Here is a 17,335-nt window from a genome sequence, read left to right as displayed (position 1 = left end):
CGACACCGCGTGCGCCTGAAAGAGTCTTGATGCTGCTCGTCGTCGAACAGTTCTTGAACGGATTGCAGTTCGGCCTGCTGCTGTTCCTGCTCGCCGCCGGCCTGACGCTGGTGTTCGGGATCATGGATCTCGTCAACCTCGCGCACGGCTCGCTCTACATGATGGGCGCCTATTTCGCCGCGACCTTCGCGGCCTGGACCGGCAGCTTCCTGCTCGGTGCGCTGCTGGCGCTGGGCGCGACGCTGGTGCTCGGCATCGTGCTCGAGATGAGCGCGCTGCGCCATCTCTACGGGCGAGACCATCTCGACCACGTGCTCGCAACCTTCGGCCTGATCCTCTTCTTCAATGAAGCCGTGCGGCTGATCTGGGGCCCGGCCGGCCTTGCGCTGCCGCTGCCGGCTTGGCTCACCGTGCCGGTGCCGATCCTGCCCGGCATCCACTACCCCGCCTATCGCCTCGCCATCATCGTCGTCGCGCTGCTGGTGGCGCTGTTGCTCTATCTCGGCGTGATGCGCACCCGCATCGGCATGCTGATCCGGGCCGGCGCCTCCAACCGCGAGATGATCGGCGCGCTTGGCATCAACATCAAGCTGCTCTACACGCTGGTGTTCGGCTTAGGTGCCGCGCTCGCGGGCCTTGCCGGATTGATGCAGGCGCCGATCCTCACCGTGCAGATCGGCATGGGCGAGAACATCCTGATCCTCGCCTTCGTCATCATCGTGATCGGCGGCATCGGCTCGATCCGCGGCGCGTTCCTGGCCGCGATCTTCGTCGGCATGATCGACACGCTCGGCCGCGCCTTCCTGCCGAACCTGTTGCGGCAGGTGCTGAGCGGCGCCGCCGCCTCCACCGCCGCGCCCGCGCTGTCGTCCATGCTGATCTACCTCCTCATGGCGATCGTGCTGGTGGTGCGGCCGGAGGGGCTGTTTCCGGCCAGTCGTCGATGAAGGCTTTCACTGTGAGCAAGGCCGTTACGGCCCTGATGCTGGCGGGCCTCGTGCTGCTGCCGCTCTATTCGCATCTGACCGGCAACATCTTCATCCTGACGCTGTTCACCCGCATCATCATCCTGGCGCTGGCGGCCGCGAGCCTCAACCTCATCATGGGTTTCGGCGGCATGATGAGTTTTGGCCACGCCGCCTATCTCGGCATCGGCGGCTACGCAGTCGGGATGCTGGCGCAGGAAGGTGTCGGCAGCGGCTTCATCCAGTTTCCGGTCGCGCTCGCGGCCTCCGCGGCTTACGCGCTGGTGATCGGCGCGCTCTCGCTTCGCACCCGCGGCGTCTATTTCATCATGATCACCCTGGCCTTCGCGCAGATGGCCTATTACGTCGCCTCGGGCCTGGCGCGCTATGGCGGTGATGACGGCCTAACCGTTTACCAGCGCAGCGACTTCTCCGGGTTGATCAATCTCTCGAACCGTACGCAGTTCTATTATCTCTGCCTCGCCTGCCTCCTCAGTGTCGTCTTCCTGATCTGGCGCATCGTCAATTCGCGCTTTGGCCTCGTCGTGCAGGGCCTGCGCTCCAACGAGCAGCGCATGCAGGCGATCGGCTTTCCGGCAAAACGCTACCAGCTGGTATGCTTCGTCATATCAGGCACCATGTGCGGCCTTGCCGGCGCGCTGCTCGCCAATAACACCGATTTCGTCAGCCCGGCCGTGATGTACTGGACCCGCTCCGGCGATCTCATGGTGATGGTGATCCTGGGCGGCATGGGCACGCTGTTCGGCCCGATCATGGGCGCGGTGGTGTTCCTGCTGCTGGAAGAGTTCCTGTCGCAGATCACCGAATACTGGGCGCTGATCATGGGCCCGCTCTTGCTGCTCATCGTCCTGTTCGGCCGTGGCGGCATCATGGGTGCGCTCGGGAGGGCTGGCCGTGGCTGAACCCTTGCTCCGCGTCGAAAAGCTGGTGCGCCGCTTCGGCGGCATCATCGCGACCGACAACGTGTCGCTGGACGTCGCTAGCGGCGAGCTGCACGCCATCATCGGCCCGAACGGTGCCGGCAAGACCACGCTGATCAGCCAGCTCACCGGGCATCTCGAACCGCATTCCGGAACCGTCTCACTGGCCGGGCGGGACATCACCTATCTGCCGGCCTATCGCCGCTGCGCGCTGGGCCTTGCCCGTTCGTTCCAGATCACCTCGCTGCTGCTCGATTTCACCGCCGCGGACAATGTAGCGCTGGCAGCCCAAGCGCATGCCGGCACGTCGTTCCGCTTTTTCGCCAACGCGCGCAAGGAGAAGGGCCTGCGTGATGCCGCCCATGCCGCGCTCGATCGCGTCGGCCTGTCGCATCGTGCCGATGTCGTGGTGTCCAGGCTGAGCCATGGCGAGCGCCGCGAGCTCGAGCTTGCGGTTGCGCTCGCGAGCAAGCCAAAGCTCCTGCTGCTCGACGAGCCGATGGCGGGCTTAGGGGTCACCGAATCCCAGCGCATGGTGAAGCTGCTCCAGGAGTTGCGCAAGGAGGTCTCGATCGTGCTGGTCGAGCACGACATGCCGGCGGTGTTCGCGCTCGCCGATCGCATTTCGGTGCTGGTCTACGGCCGCGTCATCGCCTCCGGCGATCCGGCCGCGATCCGCCAGAACGAGGACGTCAAGCGCGCCTATCTCGGCGATCAGCATGTGGTGACGCATCATGGCTGACACGCTGCTCGACGTCGACGGCATCGAAACCTGCTACGGCCTGTCCCAGGTGCTGTTCGGGCTGTCGCTGTCGATCAAGCCCGGCGAGATGGTCTCGCTGATGGGCCGCAACGGCATGGGCAAGACTACCACGATCCGCTCGATCATGGGCCTGACGCCGGCGCGATCAGGCGCGATCCGCTTTGCGGGCGCCGAGGTGCGGCAGCTTCCGTCGTACCGGATCGCCAAACTCGGCGTCGGCCTGGTCCCTGAGGGACGCCAGATCTTCCCGAACCTCACCGTGCGCGAAAATCTCGTGGCGGCCGCCGCCGATCGCTTCGGCAGCCCCAATCCCTGGACGCTGGCCGCGATCTACGTGCTGTTTCCGCGCCTCGCCGAGCGTGCCGCCAACATGGGCAACCAGCTCTCCGGCGGCGAGCAGCAGATGCTCGCCATCGGCCGCGCGCTGATGACCAACCCGAAGCTTCTGATCCTGGACGAAGCGACCGAAGGTCTCGCGCCGCTGATCCGCGAAGAGATCTGGAATTGCCTGTCGCTGCTCAAGAGCCGCGGACAGTCGATCCTGGTGGTCGACAAGAATGTCGATCATCTCGCCCGCATCTGCGACCGCCACTACATCATCGAGCGCGGCAAGACGGTGTGGAGCGGCACCTCCGACGAGCTGATGGCCGCGCCGGATCTTCAGCACAAATATTTGGGAATCTGAGCCCCGCTCTCTTCCCGTCATTGCGAGTGCAGCGAAGCAATCCAGACCATCGCCGAGGAGGCAGTCTGGATTGCTTCGTCGCAAGGGTTCCTCGCAATGACGGTGGAGAAGGCGGGTGCTCTCACCAATAAATCCCGTGCCGATGCAATTCGCGGATCACACTCGCTTCGACCGAGGGCTGGCGGCGCTTTGGCTTGGCCGCTTCGGTCGTGCTGGATACCGGCGCTGCGGCTGACTGTGCAGGTGCTGTGGCAACCGGCGCAGTCGCGGCCGGCGCGGTCGTAGTCGTGGGCGTGGTGGTCGCTGTCTGGATATTTGCCGGCGGCGTTGCTGCCGGAGCCTGCGTTGCCTGCGGCGCAGCCGTCGTGGCCGGTTGCTCGGCTGCCTGCTTGTTCGGATTTGTTGCCGCCAAGCTCAGGCTCCGCGACCCACCGGCATGCACTTGCGTCGCCAGCAGCGACATCGCGGCAATCAGGATCAGCTTGCGCATGGGAATCCCCGTCATCTGGTCAGTCCGTCTTACCTGATCGCGCCGGTCAGCGCCTAACGCGCCAGACGGTGCGTGCCGATTTCGATCAGGGTGGACCGGCAGGAGAGGCGATAGATCAGACTGAACAACTGACTCAACATGATCGAACTCCATTGTTCATCATGGAGGTAGTCTGCGCCCGCTTTCTTTCCGGGGATTTTCGCCGCTATCGGAAAATGGCTTCGTGGGGCGGGTTTGCGATGTCGTCGGAACCCGGCGGATGAAACGGCCTCACGGCGGTGTGAGCGCGACCTGTCGTCATTCAGGGGCGGTCCGCAGGACCGAACCCGGAATCTCGCTGCACTATCCCGGAACGACGGCGCCCACGGATCAGAACACCTCGAAATATTCGCGGTGCTCCCAGTCGGTCACCTCGGCGAGGAAGCGATCGATCTCGGCGTTCTTGATGTGGGTGTAATAGTCGACGAATTCAGGCCCGAGCTTTTCGCGGAAGAACGGATCGTCCTTGAGTGCGGAAACCGCATCGCGCAGCGATTTCGGCAGGAGCGGCGCCTTGGTCTCGTAGGGGGTATCGGCGGAGGGGCCCGGATCGAGCTTGCGATCGACACCGTCGAGGCCTGAGAGAATCTGCGAGGCCATGTAGAGATAGGGATTGGCGGCGGGCTCGCCGATGCGGTTTTCCAGGCGCGTCGCCGCCTCCCCGGCCGCTCCGAGCACGCGGATCATCACGCCGCGATTGTCGCGGCCCCAGATCGCGCGGTCCGGCGCCAGCGAATAGGAGCGGTAACGCTTGTAGCCGTTGATGGTGGGCGTGGTGAACACGGTGGAGGCGCGGGCGTGGTCGAGCAGGCCGGCGAGGTACGCCTTGCCGAACGCGCTGAGCGGCTCGCCGCCGTCCTTGGACGTTTGCTTGGCCGTTTCCTTGGCCATGAACTGGTTCTCGCCAGTCGTGCGCGACACGATCGACTGGTGCAGGTGCCAGCCGCTTGCGAACACGTTCGGCAGTTTCGGCCGGCACATGAAGGTGGCGTGATAGCCATGCCGGCGCGCGATCTGCTTCACGGCGGAGCGGAACAGCACCATGTTGTCGGCGGGCTCAAGCCCTTTCCTCGGCGCAAACGTGAACTCGCACTGGCTCGGCCCGAACTCGACCTCGACCGAGCGCAAGGGCAATCCGAGCGCGACGATGTCGCGGCGCAAAATCTCCAGCACCGGCTCCATCTGATCGAAGCGCTGCTCGGTGAGGTATTGATAGCCGTGGCTGAGCAGGCTCACCGAAGGCGGCGTGCCGGGCTGGCCTGCGTCTTCCGGGCGCATATGCGGGTCGTCGAGTCTAAAGATGTGGAATTCGACTTCGAGGCCCGCAACGAAATCGTAGCCGCGGCCAGCGAGCTCATCGAGCACCTTGCGATAGAGCCCGCGGGTTGCGAACGGCACCGGACGGCCGTCGCCAAAATAGAGATCGCACAGCACCCAGCCCGTCGCCGGCGCCCACGGCAACACGCGGAAGGTGGTGGGGTCGGCGACCATCAGTACGTCGGCCGCGCCCTCCATCTCCTTCATGCCGAAGCCGCCGCCTGACGTGAACACCGGAAACACCGTGCGGTGCGAGGTGTCCTTGGCAAGCATGGTGGTGGTGATGGAGCAGCCGCTCTCCAGCGAGGTGAGAGCTTCGGCGGCGATGATGGTCTTGCCGCGCAAGATGCCGTGCTGGTCGGGAAAGGCGAGGCGGATGACCTCGAGGTTCTTTTCCTCGACGATGAGGCGCATGCGCGTCGCCGCGTCCCTCTGCTCATCCGACCACAGCCCATGACGCGCGACGAAAGTCACTTCTCCACTCCTCTAGTCGTTCGACGCGAAGCTGCTGCAACATACTCCGTCATTGCGAGCGTAGCGAAGCAATCCAGAATCTCTCTCCGCGGGGCATTTCTGGATTGCTTCGCTGCGCTCGCAATGACGAGGATAGAGCGTCACGTCACTCCGCCGCCGTCAGCCGATGCACGTTGTCGGCAATGTCCTTCGGCACCGGCGCGGTCCATGGCGCGCCGCGGCGGCGCTTGACGTCGACTTCCATCCAATAGGTCTCCCAGCCCCGCGTCGGGCCGATGCCGTCCATGGTCGCCGGTCCCTGGATGCTGCGTGCGTTGGCTTCGTCCAGGAACAGCATCGGCTTCTCGCCACCCGAAACCTTCTCGATCTCCTGCCGCAGCAGGCGGCGATATTGCACGATCGCCTTGTCGCTCTGACCGAGATGCTCCTTGGTGCGGTCCTGGATCGCGCCCATCGATTCCACCGCCCACTGGTCGTGGACGTTGATGTCGGTGCCCATGCCGGTGTAGGTCGCGGTCTGCTGTTCGCGCGGATCGAAGCCGTAATCGTTGCTGCTGTTCTTGCGCGATTTGTAGTCGGGCAGCTCATAGAGCTCGAGCCGCTGCTCGCGCATTTTCGTCTTGTCCACCGGGTTGGTGTAGCTGGTGAAGATCGCGTACCAATAGCAGTTCTCGTCGTCGACCGGCACGTGCCACTGGGTGATCGTCATCTCCGTGCTCATGGGGATGACGAAGCCATGCGGGAAGAGCTGATTGGTGACGCGCACATGGGTGCGCTCCTCGTCGATCTCGCGTAGCGCGATCAGCCTGAGGCCGTATTCGGTGTGCTCGACGTTGATGATCGGGCGGTCGTATTCGCGCAGGATTTTGGTCATCGGCAGGTCCGAGCCGGCCGAGGCACCGCGGAATTGCTTGCCGTAGGCGGTGGAGGTGTCCTCATCCTCGAAGAAGCGGTGCAGATAGGAGGCGTGCGCGGGATCGATGCCGACTTCGAGCGCCTGCAGCCAGTTGCAGGCCATGTGGCCCTTGAAGGCGAAGGTGTGAGAGCCCGGCGCCACGAAGCAGTCGATCTCCGGGAATGCCGGCGGCTCACCTTCGCCGAGATAAGCCCAGAGGATGCCGCTCTTCTCCACCACGGGATAGGAGCGCTGGCGGATGTTCTGGCAGAGTTTTGAGTCCTTCGGCTCGGCCGGCGTCTCGATGCACTGGCCGGTGGCGTCGAACAGCCAGCCATGGAAGGCGCAGCGCAGACCGCCATGCTCCAGTCGCCCGAAGGCGAGGTCGGCGCCGCGATGCGCGCAGTGGCGATCGATCAGGCCGTAACGCCCTTGCTCGTCGCGGAACAGCACCAGGCTCTCGCCGAGCAGTTTTACGGGACGGATCGGCCGCGCACCCTCCAGCTCGTCCACCAGTGCCGCCGGCTGCCAATAGCTCCGCATCAGCTTGCCGCAAGGATCCTTCGGACCGGTGCGGGTGATCAGGTCGTTCTGCTCCTGGCTCATCATGGCGCGTGCATCCTTGTGGAGGGCGTTTGTTCGCCTATTGAACGAATGGGCGAATTATGACATGCCTTGGAGCGGCAGCAAGCACTATTTTGCAGGATTGTCCCGAAGCCATGCCCAAGCTGAAGCGCAGCGAGAGTAACGAGCGCGCGACCGATTTCGTCGAGAGCCTCGATCGCGGCCTGCGGCTGCTGCAGTGCTTCGGCGCTACGGCCGGCCCGATGACGCTGAGCGATCTCGCCCGTGCGGCCGATCTGCCGCGCGCCACGGCGCGGCGCATGCTATTCACGCTCCAGCGCGGCGGCTACGTCGCCGGCGATGGCAAGCTGTTCTCGCTGACGCCGCATGTGCTGACATTGGCCGCATCATATTTGCGCTCGAGTCAGATCATTGCCGTGCTGCAGCCCGTGCTCGATCGCATCGCAATCGCGGCGCAGGAAATCTCTTCGCTGGCGGTGCTCGATGGCGATGACGTCGTGTTTATCGCCCGCGGCGGTCCGACGCGGGTGTTTTCCGGCGGATTGGAGATCGGTTACCGGCTGCCGGCCTTCTGCACCTCGGTTGGCCGCGCCATGCTCGGCCAGTTCGACGATGCCGATCTCGCCGCGCGCCTGAATGCGATGAACCGCCAGGCGCTGACGCCGCAGACGGAAACCGATCCGAAGGCGCTGCTGGCGCGCATCAGCGCCGACCGCGCACAGGGCTACTCGCTGGTTGACCGCGAAGCGGAGCCGCATTTCCGCTCGATCTCAGTCCCCGTCCGCCGTTATGACGGCGTGATCGTTGCCGCCATCAACATGGGCGCCCATGTCGACCGCGTGCCCGCTCAGGAGCTGCTCGATCGCTTCCTGCCGCTGTTGCGCGACGGCGCGGCGGCGGTGCGTTCGCAACTTCTGTAGCTTTAGGTGCAACGCAAGAGCGGACTGGGCTGACGCAGAGCCGTCCTACACGCCGCCGTCTGTGCTATAATGCTGTCCGGACAAGATCAGGGAGCACGCCATGCAACACACCATGGTTCCCAGTGATCGCGTCGAGCACGTCGCCGTCTATGGGAGTGACGGCAGCAAGCTCGGCACGATCGAGCGATTGATGCTCGACAAGGTGAGCGGAACCGTCGCCTACGCCGTGATCAAGACCGGCCGGCTGCTCGGCACTCATCACCACTATCCTCTGCAGTGGGGCGCGCTGAAATATGATCCGGGACGTCAGGCCTTCCAGGCCGAGGTGACGCTGGACCAGCTCAGCAGCGGCCCATGCGAATTCGACGGCGACGCGTTCGATTGGGGCGACCGCTCGCGGCCCTATCCGCATCCGCATTACTGGTCGATCTAGGTGGTGCGGCAGTCTTTGTAGCCCGCATGGAACGCAGCGGAATCCGGGAGCTCACGGCAGGCGAGACCTTCCCGGATTGCGCTTCGCTCCATCCGGGCTACGGGCCACTATCTGTTGCGCATCCAGTCGGCGAGGCCGGACAGCGCCTTGTCGAGATCCTGCCGCGCGGCACGATCTGCTACCGTCTCCTCCAGCGCGCCGCGCATGCACACCATCCACGCGTCGCGCTCGGCATCGCCGATGGAAAAACCGATGTGCCGCTGGCGCAGCCGCGGATGGCCTTTCTCGACCGAGTAAAGCCGCGGGCCGCCGGTCCATTCGGTGAGATAGCGCTTCAGCACGTCCCTGATCAGGCCGAGGTCGGCCGCATGCATCGCGCGGATGACTTGCGCCTCCGGCAGCGTATCCATGCACTGGTAGAAGCGATCGACCAGAAGCTCGATCGTGGCACCGCCGCCGATCCGCTCGAACATGGAGGTGGTGACGGTGCTGTCGGTCATCTTTACAGCGCCACGCTGCGCAATCCAAAACTGCGCGCTTCGTTCTGCAGCACTGGGCGCACCGCATCGATCAGCCGTGCGGCCGCCGCGTCGACGGAGAGGCCTGCGGTATCCACCACCGCGGTCGCGCGCGAATACAGCGGCTCGCGGCTCAAGAGGATGTTGCGCAGCTCGGCCATCGCTGAGCGATCGTCCGCCATTGGGCGCAGATCGCCTTGGCGGCGGACGCGGGCCATGTGCTCTTCCGGCTCGGCCTTCAGCCAGATCGTGTAGAACGAGGTCAGGATCTGGTCGAAGGTCAGGGGCTCGGAGACGATGCCGCCGCCGGTCGCCAGCACCATCAGCTCGTTGCGCGCGAGCAGCTGCTGCAGCGCCGCCTGCTCCATGCGGCGAAAGCCTTCCTGGCCGTACAGCGCGATGATCTCGGCGACCGAGAGCCCGTTCTGCTGCTCGACCTCCTTGTTGAGCTCGACAAAACTCCAGCCGATCCTCTTCGCCAGCATCCGGCCGAGCGTGGATTTGCCGGCGCCGCGCAGGCCGATCAGCGCAATGCCGCAGAACGGCGCGCGCCGCGGCGCAGACGCGCTGCCGCCGGCGAGCAGATCCTTGGCCTGCGCGATCTGCGCTGGTGTCGCCTTGCGCAGGAGGTCGCGAAACATCTGCCAGTCCGGCGTCGGATCGGCGCTGGGGAGCAGGTCTTCGAGATGTGCGCCCATCGCATCGGAGACGCGGCGGAGCAGCACGATCGAGACATTGCCCTTGCCGCTCTCGAGCTGCGCGATGTAGCGCTCCGAAATTCCCGATACCTTGGCGAGCACTTTGCGCGACATGCCGCGCAGCGCGCGCATGGTGCGCACGCGCTGGCCGAGCTGTTCGAGAAATCGGGATTCGGCGTCGGGACTGTCGGTCATGAGGCTTCTTTAGCGGATGTCCTGCGGCGCGTTTTAATGAAACATAGTGCCTGCTGGCATTGACAGCAAGCCGCTGTGGTGTCTTTCTATGAATTATAATTCTAAATTCGGGGAGGCGTCCGTGAGCGAGGGATCCTACAACGCGGTGACCTGGCTGCTCGACCGTAACGTCGAGGAGGGCAGGGGCAACAAGCTCGTCTTCGACGATACCGTCTCGCGGCTCACCTATGGCGAGCTTCAGCGTGAGAGCCGCCGTGCCGCCAACATGCTGCGCCGGCTCGGCGTTCGCCGCGAGGAGCGCGTGGCGATGATCATGCTTGATACGGTCGATTTCCCGATCGTATTCCTCGGCGCGATCCGCGCCGGCATCGTGCCGGTGCCGCTCAACACGCTGCTGACCGCGGACCAATACGCCTACATCCTCGCCGACTGCCGCGCGCGCGTGTTGTTCGTGTCCGAGGCGCTCTATCCCGTCATCAAGGACGTCGTCGGCCGCATGCCCGATCTCGAGCATGTCGTGGTCTCCGGCGTCAAGCAGAATGGCCACAAGCAGCTCGCCGAGGAGATCGCCGGCGAGAGCGATCAGTTCACCACCGCCGCGACGCATCCCGACGAGCCGGCGTTCTGGCTCTATTCCTCGGGCTCGACCGGCATGCCCAAGGGCGTGCGCCATCTGCATTCGAACTTGCAGGCGACCGCGGACACCTACGCAAAACAGGTGCTCGGCATCCGCGAGAACGACGTCTGCCTGTCCGCCGCAAAGCTGTTCTTCGCCTATGGCCTCGGCAATGCGCTGACCTTCCCGATGTCGGTCGGCGCCACGGTGATCCTGAACAGCGAGCGGCCGACACCGGCGCGCATGTTCGACCTGATGAACCGTTACAACCCCTCGATCTTCTACGGCGTGCCGACATTGTTCGCGGCCATGCTCAACGACGAGACCATGAAGAATGAGCGCGGCGGCAAGGCGCTGCGCATCTGCACCTCGGCCGGCGAGGCGCTGCCGGAGTCCGTCGGCAACAGCTGGAAGGCACGCTTCGGTGTCGACATTCTCGACGGTGTCGGCTCGACGGAGCTGCTCCACATCTTCCTGTCGAATGCGCCCGGCGACATCAAGTATGGCTCCTCGGGCAAGCCGGTGCCCGGCTATGCGGTGCGGCTCGTCAACGAGGCCGGCCAGGATGTGGCTGATGGCGAGGTCGGTGAACTCCTGGTCGATGCACCCTCCGCCGGCGAGGGCTATTGGAATCAGCGCCACAAGAGCCGTCGCACCTTCGAGGGACCGTGGACGCGGACCGGCGACAAATATGTCAGGGATGCCGAAGGCCGCTACACCTTCTGTGGCCGCGCCGACGACATGTTCAAGGTCTCCGGCATCTGGGTCTCGCCCTTCGAGGTCGAGAGCGCGTTGATCACGCATCCCGCCGTGCTGGAAGCCGCCGTCGTGCCGGAAGCCGATCCCGAAGGCCTGCTGAAGCCGAAGGCCTTTGTCGTGCTGCGCCCCGGCGCAACGACGAACGATCTTCAGGAGATGCTGAAGGAGCACGTCAAGCAGAAGATCGGCCCGTGGAAATATCCGCGCTGGATCGATGTGGTGGACTCGCTGCCGAAGACGGCGACCGGGAAGATCCAGCGGTTCAAGCTGCGGGAAGGGGCGCATTGATGCTGGGTGCTGAGCGCACCGCACTCGCCGCGCCTTACCCTCCCCTGGAGGGGGAGGGTCGCTTCGCATGGAGCAAAGCGCAATGCGAAGCGGGTGGGGTGATCTCTCCACGCGGGCACCGCATCCGTTGACAGACTGTCACCCCACCCCGCTTCACATCTCGCTACGCTCGCTGTGAATCGACCCTCCCCCTCCAGGGGAGGGTGGGCATCTCGGCAGTGGCTAGGAATGGGAATTCGACAATGATCAACCTCACCTCCACCGGCATCCTCAGCATCGGCGACACCCGCCTCGAATACAAATGGCTCGCGCCGCAAGCTGCAGACGCGCCCACCATCGTCATGCTGCATGAAGGTCTCGGCTCGGTCGGGCAGTGGGGCGACTTCCCGGACAAGCTTCAGCAAGCCACAGGCGCTGGCATCTTCGTCTATTCGCGCGCAGGCTACGGCCAGTCGAGCAAGGTGACGCTGCCGCGGCCGCTCGATTACATGCAGCGCGAGGCGCTGGACGTGCTGCCGAAGCTGCTCGACGCGATCTCCTTCAAGCGCGGCCTCCTGCTCGGCCATTCCGACGGCGCCTCGATCGCGACGATCTATGCCGGCGCGCATCAGGATCATCGCCTCAGCGGTCTCGTGCTGATCGCGCCGCATTTCATCGTCGAGGACATCTCGGTGAAATCGATCTCTGCGATCAAGACCGTCTACGAGTCCACGGACCTCAAGGCAAAGCTCGCGCGCTGGCATCAGGATGTCGACAATGCCTTCTACGGCTGGAACGGCGCCTGGCTCGATCCAAAATTCCGCGACTGGGACATCTCGGAATTTCTCGCCTACATCCGCGTTCCCGTCATGGTCCTGCAGGGCATGGACGACCAATATGGCACCCTGCGTCAGGTCGAGATTGCGCAGCAGGAGTGCTACTGCCCGGTCGACGTGAAAATCATTTCAGGCGCGGGGCATTCCCCGCATCGTGAGGCGCCGGCGGCGACGCTTGAGGCGATTGGGCAATTTGCGACAGCGGCCCTGCGCGACGATCAGGGACTGCAAGGACGCGCCGCATGATGGCGGCAGCGGTGGTGACACGTCCGAGACTCGCCCAGACCGGAGCGGGCCCGCGACATCGGCGCGGCCTTGGACCGACATGAAACAAAGTGCATGTAATGGCTGTTAGGGGCTAGACGCATTCAAAAAGATGCATTATTGTGCATCTAACACTACGGCGAAATTGCATAATCAAGCTCAGGGGTGTGACCCATGGCCGGGGAAGATCGGCGCCTCGCAGGCGGCGCGACATTCATCGATTTCCAGACTGATCCGTCCCGCTACCGGCATTGGAAGCTCGCGGTCGATGGCGACGTCGCGACGCTGACCATGGACGTCGACGAGAATGGCGGCCTGTTCGAGGGCTATCTGCTCAAGCTCAATTCCTACGATCTCGGTGTCGACATCGAGCTCGCGGATGCGCTCCAACGGCTGCGCTTCGAGCATCCCGAGGTGAAGGTCGTCGTGATGCGCTCGGCCAAGAACCGCGTGTTCTGCGCCGGCGCCAACATCCGCATGCTCGCCGGCTCCACCCACGCCCACAAGGTCAATTTCTGCAAGTTCACCAACGAGACCCGCAACGGCATGGAGGATTCTTCGGAGAATTCCGGCCAGCGCTTCATCACGGTGGTGAACGGCTCGGCGGCCGGCGGTGGCTATGAGCTCGCGCTTGCGACCGATCACATCATCCTCGCCGACGACGGCTCGTCCGCCGTAGCCCTGCCCGAAGTGCCGCTGCTCGCGGTGCTGCCCGGCACCGGCGGGCTGACACGCGTCGTCGACAAGCGAAAAGTGCGCCGTGACCACGCCGATTTCTTCTGCACCATCGAGGAGGGCGTGAAAGGCAAGCGCGCCGTGCAATGGCGCCTCGTCGACGAGATCGCGCCGAACTCGAAGCTCGAGGCCAAGATCAACGAGCGCGCCAAGGAATTCGCGGCCGCCTCGAAGCGCAAGGGCAGCGGCAAGGGCATCGCGCTGACGCCGCTCAAGCGCCTGATCGACGAGACCAGCATCCGCTACGGCTTCGTCACGGTCGATATCGACCGTGCCGCGCGCATCGCCACCATCTCGATCAAGGCGCCGGAAGCGGCGCCGCCGGCCGACATTGACGGCATGATGGCGCAAGGGGCTTCGTTCTGGCCGCTTCAGCTCGCGCGCGAGCTCGACGACGCCATTCTGCACTTGCGCATCAACGAGCTCGAGATTGCCATGCTGGTATTCAAGAGCCATGGCGATCGCGCCCACGTGCTTGCCAGCGACGCCTTCCTCGAAGCCAACAAGGCGCACTGGCTGGTCAACGAAATCAGGCACTACTGGAAGCGAGTCCTCAAGCGCATCGACGTCACCTCGCGCACGCTGGTGACGCTGGTCGAGCCCGGCTCCTGCTTTGCCGGCACGCTCGCCGAGCTCGTGTTCGCCGCCGACCGCTCCTACATGCTGATCGGCACGCGCCAGGGCGACAACCACCCGCCGCCGTCGATCGAACTGTCCGCGATGAATTTCGGACCGTATCCGATGAGCCACGGCCTGACGCGGCTTCAATCGCGCTTCCAGGCCGATCCGTCCGACGTGGAGCGCGCGGAGGCGACGCTCGGCACCACGCTCGACGCCGAGCAGGCGGAAGAGCTCGGCCTCGTCACCTTCGCGCTCGACGACATCGACTGGGATGATGAAGTCCGCGTCTTCCTGGAGGAGCGCGCCAGCTTCTCGCCCGACAGCCTCACCGGCATGGAAGCGAGCCTGCGCTTCGTCGGCCCCGAGACGATGGAATCGAAGATCTTCGCGCGCCTGACGGCCTGGCAGAACTGGATCTTCCAGCGCCCGAACGCGGTCGGCGAGGAAGGCGCACTGCGCCGTTACGGCAGCGGTCAGAAGCCGAAATTCGATATGACACGGGTGTAACGACATTCACTGCGTCATGGCCGGGCAAAAGCGCGAAGCGCGTCTTCGCACAAATGTCCCGGCCATCCACGTCCCTGGCTCAAGGAAGCAAGAACGTGGATGCCTGGCACAAAGGCCGGGCATGACGGAACGAAATCGCAAGGAGCACGGCCATGAACATGAACATCATGAACGTCGACTACTCGACCAAGATTCCGAACAATGTGAATCTCGCCGAAGACCGCCAGGTGCTCAAAGCGCTGGAAGGCTGGCACCCCGGCTACATGGACTGGTGGAGCGACATGGGGCCGGAGGGCTTCCAGGAATCGCTGGTGTATTTGCGCACCGCCTACTCCGTCGATCCGCGCGGCTGGGCCAAGTTCGACTATGTCCGCATGCCCGAATATCGTTGGGGCATCCTCCTTGCTCCTCAGGAAGAAAATCGCGTCGTTCCGTTCGGCGAGCATTATGGTGAGCCGGCCTGGCAGGAAGTCCCGGGCGAGCACCGCGCCATGCTGCGCCGCCTCATCGTGATCCAGGGTGACACCGAGCCCGCCTCGGTCGAGCAGCAGCGCCATCTCGGCAAGACCGCGCCCTCGCTCTACGACATGCGCAATCTGTTCCAGGTCAATGTCGAGGAAGGCCGTCACCTCTGGGCGATGGTCTATCTGCTTCAGAAGTACTTTGGTCGCGACGGCCGCGAGGAAGCCGATGATCTCTTGCGCCGCCGCTCCGGCGATGCAGACGCGCCGCGCATGCTGGGCGCCTTCAACGAGGCGACGCCGGACTGGCTGTCCTTCTTCATGTTCACCTATTTCACCGACCGCGACGGCAAGATGCAGCTGCACTCACTCGCGCAGTCCGGCTTCGATCCGCTGTCGCGCACCTGCCGCTTCATGCTGACGGAAGAGGCGCACCACATGTTCGTCGGCGAGACGGGCATCACCCGCGTCGTGCAGCGCACTTGCGATGCGATGCGCGAAGCCGGCATCACCGACCCCACCGACATCGCAAAAGTCCGCGCGCTCGGGGTGATCGACCTGCCGACCATCCAGAAGAAGCTGAACCTGCACTACACGCTGTCGCTCGACCTGTTCGGCTCTGAGGTCTCGACCAACGCGGCCAATGCCTTCAATGCCGGCATCAAGGGCCGCTATCACGAGACCCAGATCGAGGACGATCACCAGCTCAAGAACGCCACCTATCCGGTGCTGAAGTTCATCAACGGCGAGATCAAGCTGGTCGACGAGCCGGCGCTGACCGCGCTCAACATGCGCCTGCGCGACGATTACAGCCAGGACTGTGTCAAGGGCATGCTGCGCTGGAACAAGGTGATCTCGACCGCGGGCTACGACTACAAGCTGACCCTGCCCAACGTCGCCTTCCACCGCCACATCGGCGAGTTCAAGGATATCCACGCCACGCCCGACGGCATTTTGATCGACGAGGCCACCTGGGCGAAGCGCAAGGACGAGTGGCTGCCGTCGACGAGCGACGGCGACTTCATCACCTCCCTGATGCAGCCCGTCACCGAAACCGGCAAGTTCGCCTCCTGGATCTCGCCGCCGAAAGTCGGCATCGACAACAAGCCCGGCGATTTCGAGTATGTGAAGATCGAGTCGTAGGGGCTGCTCGCGAGGCGCGACGACTGCGCCACACGAATGCTGTCATCACCCGCGAAAGCGGGTGATCCAGTACTCCGAGGCAACAGTGATTGAGCCGATCCGCCGCGGCGTACTGGATGCCCCACCGGAGCCTGTCATCGGGCTCGCCAGAGGCGAGACCCGGTGGCGGGGCAAGACACTGAGTATGGGGTGAGAGCGGAGTACCAATCAATCGTACTCGCTATCCCATCCGCTCCCCTTGATCCCCGGATTCGCATAGACGATGCCGCCATCGACCGCGATGGTCGCGCCCACCACGTAATCCCCCGCGCGCGAGGCGAGATAGATCGCGGCGCCCGCCATGTCCTCGTCGGTGCCGATGCGCCCCGCGGGCACGCGCGTTGCGACCTCGTCGCCATGATCGCGCGCGGCGCGGTTCATGTCGGACTGGAACGGGCCCGGCGCGATCGCGGTGACCACGACATGGTCGGAGATCAACTTCACCGCCATGCGCCGGGTCAGGTGGATCAGCCCGGCCTTGCTCGCGGCATAGGAATAGGTCTCCATCGGATTGACGAAGATGCCGTCGATCGAGGCGATGTTGATCACCTTCGCCGGTCGCTCGGCGGAGGCTGCCGCGCGCAAGGGGCCGGCCAGTGCCTTGGTCAGGAAGAACGGCGCCTTCACATTCAGATTCATCACCTTGTCCCAGCCGCTTTCAGGGAATTCGTCGAACGCCGCGCCCCAGGCCGCGCCGGCATTGTTGACGAGGATGTCGAGCTTCGGCTCGCGCTTCCCAAATTCGCTGGCCAGCAGCTCGGCGCCGGCAACCGTCGAGATGTCGATCGGCAGTGCGATGCATTCGCCGTCATATCGCGCGGTGAGCTCCTTGGCGGTCTCCTCGCACGGCCCCGCCTTGCGCGCGGTGATGTAGACCTTTGCGGCGCCGGCGCTGAGAAATCCCGCCGCGATCATCTTGCCGATGCCGCGCGAGCCGCCGGTCACGAGCGCGACGCGGCCTTTGAGCGAGAACAGATCGTTGAACATGGTGCCTCCCTTCGGTTGCCACAGGTTGTGAGCGGGGCGAGGAGGGGAGTCAATCTTCGTCGTCGTTTTCGATTGTAGCGCGACGCCGCATCAATCCACTCGGTGTCGTCCCGGCCTAGTGCGCAAATGCGCACGGGGGCCGGGACCCATAACCACAGGATTTAGTTTGGCGGACGGTGTTG

At 64.4% G+C, this 17,335-nt stretch carries 16 protein-coding genes; 10 read left to right on the top strand and 6 right to left on the bottom strand.

Annotated elements, in window-relative coordinates; all coding sequences use genetic code 11:
* Positions 1-29: 29 nt before the first annotated feature.
* Genes AAE027_RS38000 through AAE027_RS37985 form a run of 4 tightly spaced genes read left to right on the top strand, consistent with a single transcriptional unit; the run spans position 30 to position 3,354 of the window.
* Positions 30-947: a branched-chain amino acid ABC transporter permease gene (locus AAE027_RS38000; protein WP_091884876.1), complete on the top strand. Its 918-nt coding sequence runs from the start codon at positions 30-32 to the stop codon at positions 945-947.
* Entirely contained in the window at positions 944-1,888 is a 945-nt protein-coding gene (locus tag AAE027_RS37995) for a branched-chain amino acid ABC transporter permease (RefSeq protein WP_370990960.1), read from the top strand. Before AAE027_RS38000 ends, AAE027_RS37995 begins: the two co-directional genes overlap by 4 nt.
* Positions 1,881-2,648, top strand: coding sequence for an ABC transporter ATP-binding protein (locus AAE027_RS37990; protein ID WP_370990959.1), 768 nt, complete (start codon positions 1,881-1,883; stop codon positions 2,646-2,648). Before AAE027_RS37995 ends, AAE027_RS37990 begins: the two co-directional genes overlap by 8 nt.
* On the top strand, positions 2,641-3,354 hold the full coding sequence (locus AAE027_RS37985; protein ID WP_128936907.1) for an ABC transporter ATP-binding protein: 714 nt from the start codon (positions 2,641-2,643) through the stop codon (positions 3,352-3,354). The genes AAE027_RS37990 and AAE027_RS37985 overlap by 8 nt, the downstream gene beginning before the upstream one ends.
* A gap of 121 nt (positions 3,355-3,475) precedes the next feature.
* Here AAE027_RS37985 and AAE027_RS37980 read toward each other — a convergent pair whose 3' ends face one another.
* The 3 genes from AAE027_RS37980 to AAE027_RS37970 all read right to left on the bottom strand — a co-directional run bounded on the left by AAE027_RS37980 (position 3,476) and on the right by AAE027_RS37970 (position 7,178).
* Positions 3,476-3,859, bottom strand: coding sequence for a hypothetical protein (locus AAE027_RS37980; RefSeq protein WP_370990958.1), 384 nt, complete (start codon positions 3,857-3,859; stop codon positions 3,476-3,478).
* 354 nt (positions 3,860-4,213) lie between these two features.
* A complete protein-coding gene (locus AAE027_RS37975; protein WP_370990957.1) occupies positions 4,214-5,674 on the bottom strand; it encodes a glutamine synthetase family protein in 1,461 nt (486 codons plus the stop codon).
* A 145-nt stretch (positions 5,675-5,819) separates the two neighbouring features.
* Positions 5,820-7,178 carry an aromatic ring-hydroxylating dioxygenase subunit alpha gene (locus AAE027_RS37970; protein ID WP_370990956.1) on the bottom strand — a complete coding sequence of 453 codons (1,359 nt, stop codon included), beginning with the start codon at positions 7,176-7,178 and terminating at the stop codon, positions 5,820-5,822.
* 110 nt (positions 7,179-7,288) lie between these two features.
* Here AAE027_RS37970 and AAE027_RS37965 point away from each other — a divergent pair, with 110 nt between their 5' ends.
* Together AAE027_RS37965 and AAE027_RS37960 are read left to right on the top strand one after the other, a co-directional pair.
* Positions 7,289-8,074 (top strand): IclR family transcriptional regulator domain-containing protein, encoded by a 786-nt coding sequence (locus tag AAE027_RS37965; RefSeq protein WP_370990955.1) that lies wholly within the window; start codon positions 7,289-7,291, stop codon positions 8,072-8,074.
* A gap of 100 nt (positions 8,075-8,174) precedes the next feature.
* Positions 8,175-8,507: a PRC-barrel domain-containing protein gene (locus AAE027_RS37960; protein WP_370990954.1), complete on the top strand. Its 333-nt coding sequence runs from the start codon at positions 8,175-8,177 to the stop codon at positions 8,505-8,507.
* Positions 8,508-8,614: 107 nt separating this feature from the next.
* On the opposite strand, the gene AAE027_RS37955 is transcribed toward AAE027_RS37960, so the two are convergent.
* Both AAE027_RS37955 and AAE027_RS37950 read right to left on the bottom strand, forming a co-directional pair.
* The gene (locus tag AAE027_RS37955; protein WP_370990953.1) at positions 8,615-9,007 is read right to left on the bottom strand and encodes a group II truncated hemoglobin; all 393 of its coding nucleotides are present in this window, start codon (positions 9,005-9,007) and stop codon (positions 8,615-8,617) included.
* A 2-nt stretch (positions 9,008-9,009) separates the two neighbouring features.
* On the bottom strand, positions 9,010-9,918 hold the full coding sequence (locus AAE027_RS37950; protein WP_370990952.1) for a helix-turn-helix transcriptional regulator: 909 nt from the start codon (positions 9,916-9,918) through the stop codon (positions 9,010-9,012).
* 121 nt (positions 9,919-10,039) lie between these two features.
* Here AAE027_RS37950 and AAE027_RS37945 point away from each other — a divergent pair, with 121 nt between their 5' ends.
* The 4 genes from AAE027_RS37945 (at position 10,040) to boxB (ending at position 16,127) form a co-directional block, all read left to right on the top strand.
* A complete protein-coding gene (locus AAE027_RS37945) occupies positions 10,040-11,581 on the top strand; it encodes a benzoate-CoA ligase family protein (protein ID WP_370990951.1) in 1,542 nt (513 codons plus the stop codon).
* 242 nt (positions 11,582-11,823) lie between these two features.
* A complete protein-coding gene (locus AAE027_RS37940; RefSeq protein WP_370990950.1) occupies positions 11,824-12,642 on the top strand; it encodes an alpha/beta fold hydrolase in 819 nt (272 codons plus the stop codon).
* A 192-nt stretch (positions 12,643-12,834) separates the two neighbouring features.
* Positions 12,835-14,523 carry a 2,3-epoxybenzoyl-CoA dihydrolase gene (gene boxC / locus AAE027_RS37935; protein WP_370990949.1) on the top strand — a complete coding sequence of 563 codons (1,689 nt, stop codon included), beginning with the start codon at positions 12,835-12,837 and terminating at the stop codon, positions 14,521-14,523.
* Positions 14,524-14,675: 152 nt separating this feature from the next.
* Positions 14,676-16,127: a benzoyl-CoA 2,3-epoxidase subunit BoxB gene (boxB, locus tag AAE027_RS37930; RefSeq protein ID WP_091884914.1), complete on the top strand. Its 1,452-nt coding sequence runs from the start codon at positions 14,676-14,678 to the stop codon at positions 16,125-16,127.
* Positions 16,128-16,334: 207 nt separating this feature from the next.
* Here boxB and AAE027_RS37925 read toward each other — a convergent pair whose 3' ends face one another.
* Entirely contained in the window at positions 16,335-17,153 is an 819-nt protein-coding gene (locus AAE027_RS37925; RefSeq protein WP_370990948.1) for an SDR family oxidoreductase, read from the bottom strand.
* Positions 17,154-17,335 lie beyond the last annotated feature (182 nt).

This window comes from Bradyrhizobium sp. DN3 (genome assembly GCF_041357655.1).
Lineage (GTDB): Bacteria > Pseudomonadota > Alphaproteobacteria > Rhizobiales > Xanthobacteraceae > Bradyrhizobium.
This window is presented reverse-complemented; position numbering and strand designations above follow the sequence as displayed.

Coding starts and splice junctions, on each gene's coding strand:
- AAE027_RS37970 (WP_370990956.1), bottom strand. CDS start 7,178: ATGATGAGCCAGGAGCAGAACGACCTGATCACCCGCACCGGTCCGAAG.
- AAE027_RS37960 (WP_370990954.1), top strand. CDS start 8,175: ATGCAACACACCATGGTTCCCAGTGATCGCGTCGAGCACGTCGCCGTC.
- AAE027_RS37980 (WP_370990958.1), bottom strand. CDS start 3,859: ATGACGGGGATTCCCATGCGCAAGCTGATCCTGATTGCCGCGATGTCG.
- AAE027_RS37925 (WP_370990948.1), bottom strand. CDS start 17,153: ATGTTCAACGATCTGTTCTCGCTCAAAGGCCGCGTCGCGCTCGTGACC.
- AAE027_RS37985 (WP_128936907.1), top strand. CDS start 2,641: ATGGCTGACACGCTGCTCGACGTCGACGGCATCGAAACCTGCTACGGC.
- AAE027_RS37955 (WP_370990953.1), bottom strand. CDS start 9,007: ATGACCGACAGCACCGTCACCACCTCCATGTTCGAGCGGATCGGCGGC.
- boxB (WP_091884914.1), top strand. CDS start 14,676: ATGAACATGAACATCATGAACGTCGACTACTCGACCAAGATTCCGAAC.
- AAE027_RS37940 (WP_370990950.1), top strand. CDS start 11,824: ATGATCAACCTCACCTCCACCGGCATCCTCAGCATCGGCGACACCCGC.
- AAE027_RS37965 (WP_370990955.1), top strand. CDS start 7,289: ATGCCCAAGCTGAAGCGCAGCGAGAGTAACGAGCGCGCGACCGATTTC.
- AAE027_RS37950 (WP_370990952.1), bottom strand. CDS start 9,918: ATGACCGACAGTCCCGACGCCGAATCCCGATTTCTCGAACAGCTCGGC.
- AAE027_RS38000 (WP_091884876.1), top strand. CDS start 30: ATGCTGCTCGTCGTCGAACAGTTCTTGAACGGATTGCAGTTCGGCCTG.
- boxC (WP_370990949.1), top strand. CDS start 12,835: ATGGCCGGGGAAGATCGGCGCCTCGCAGGCGGCGCGACATTCATCGAT.
- AAE027_RS37995 (WP_370990960.1), top strand. CDS start 944: ATGAAGGCTTTCACTGTGAGCAAGGCCGTTACGGCCCTGATGCTGGCG.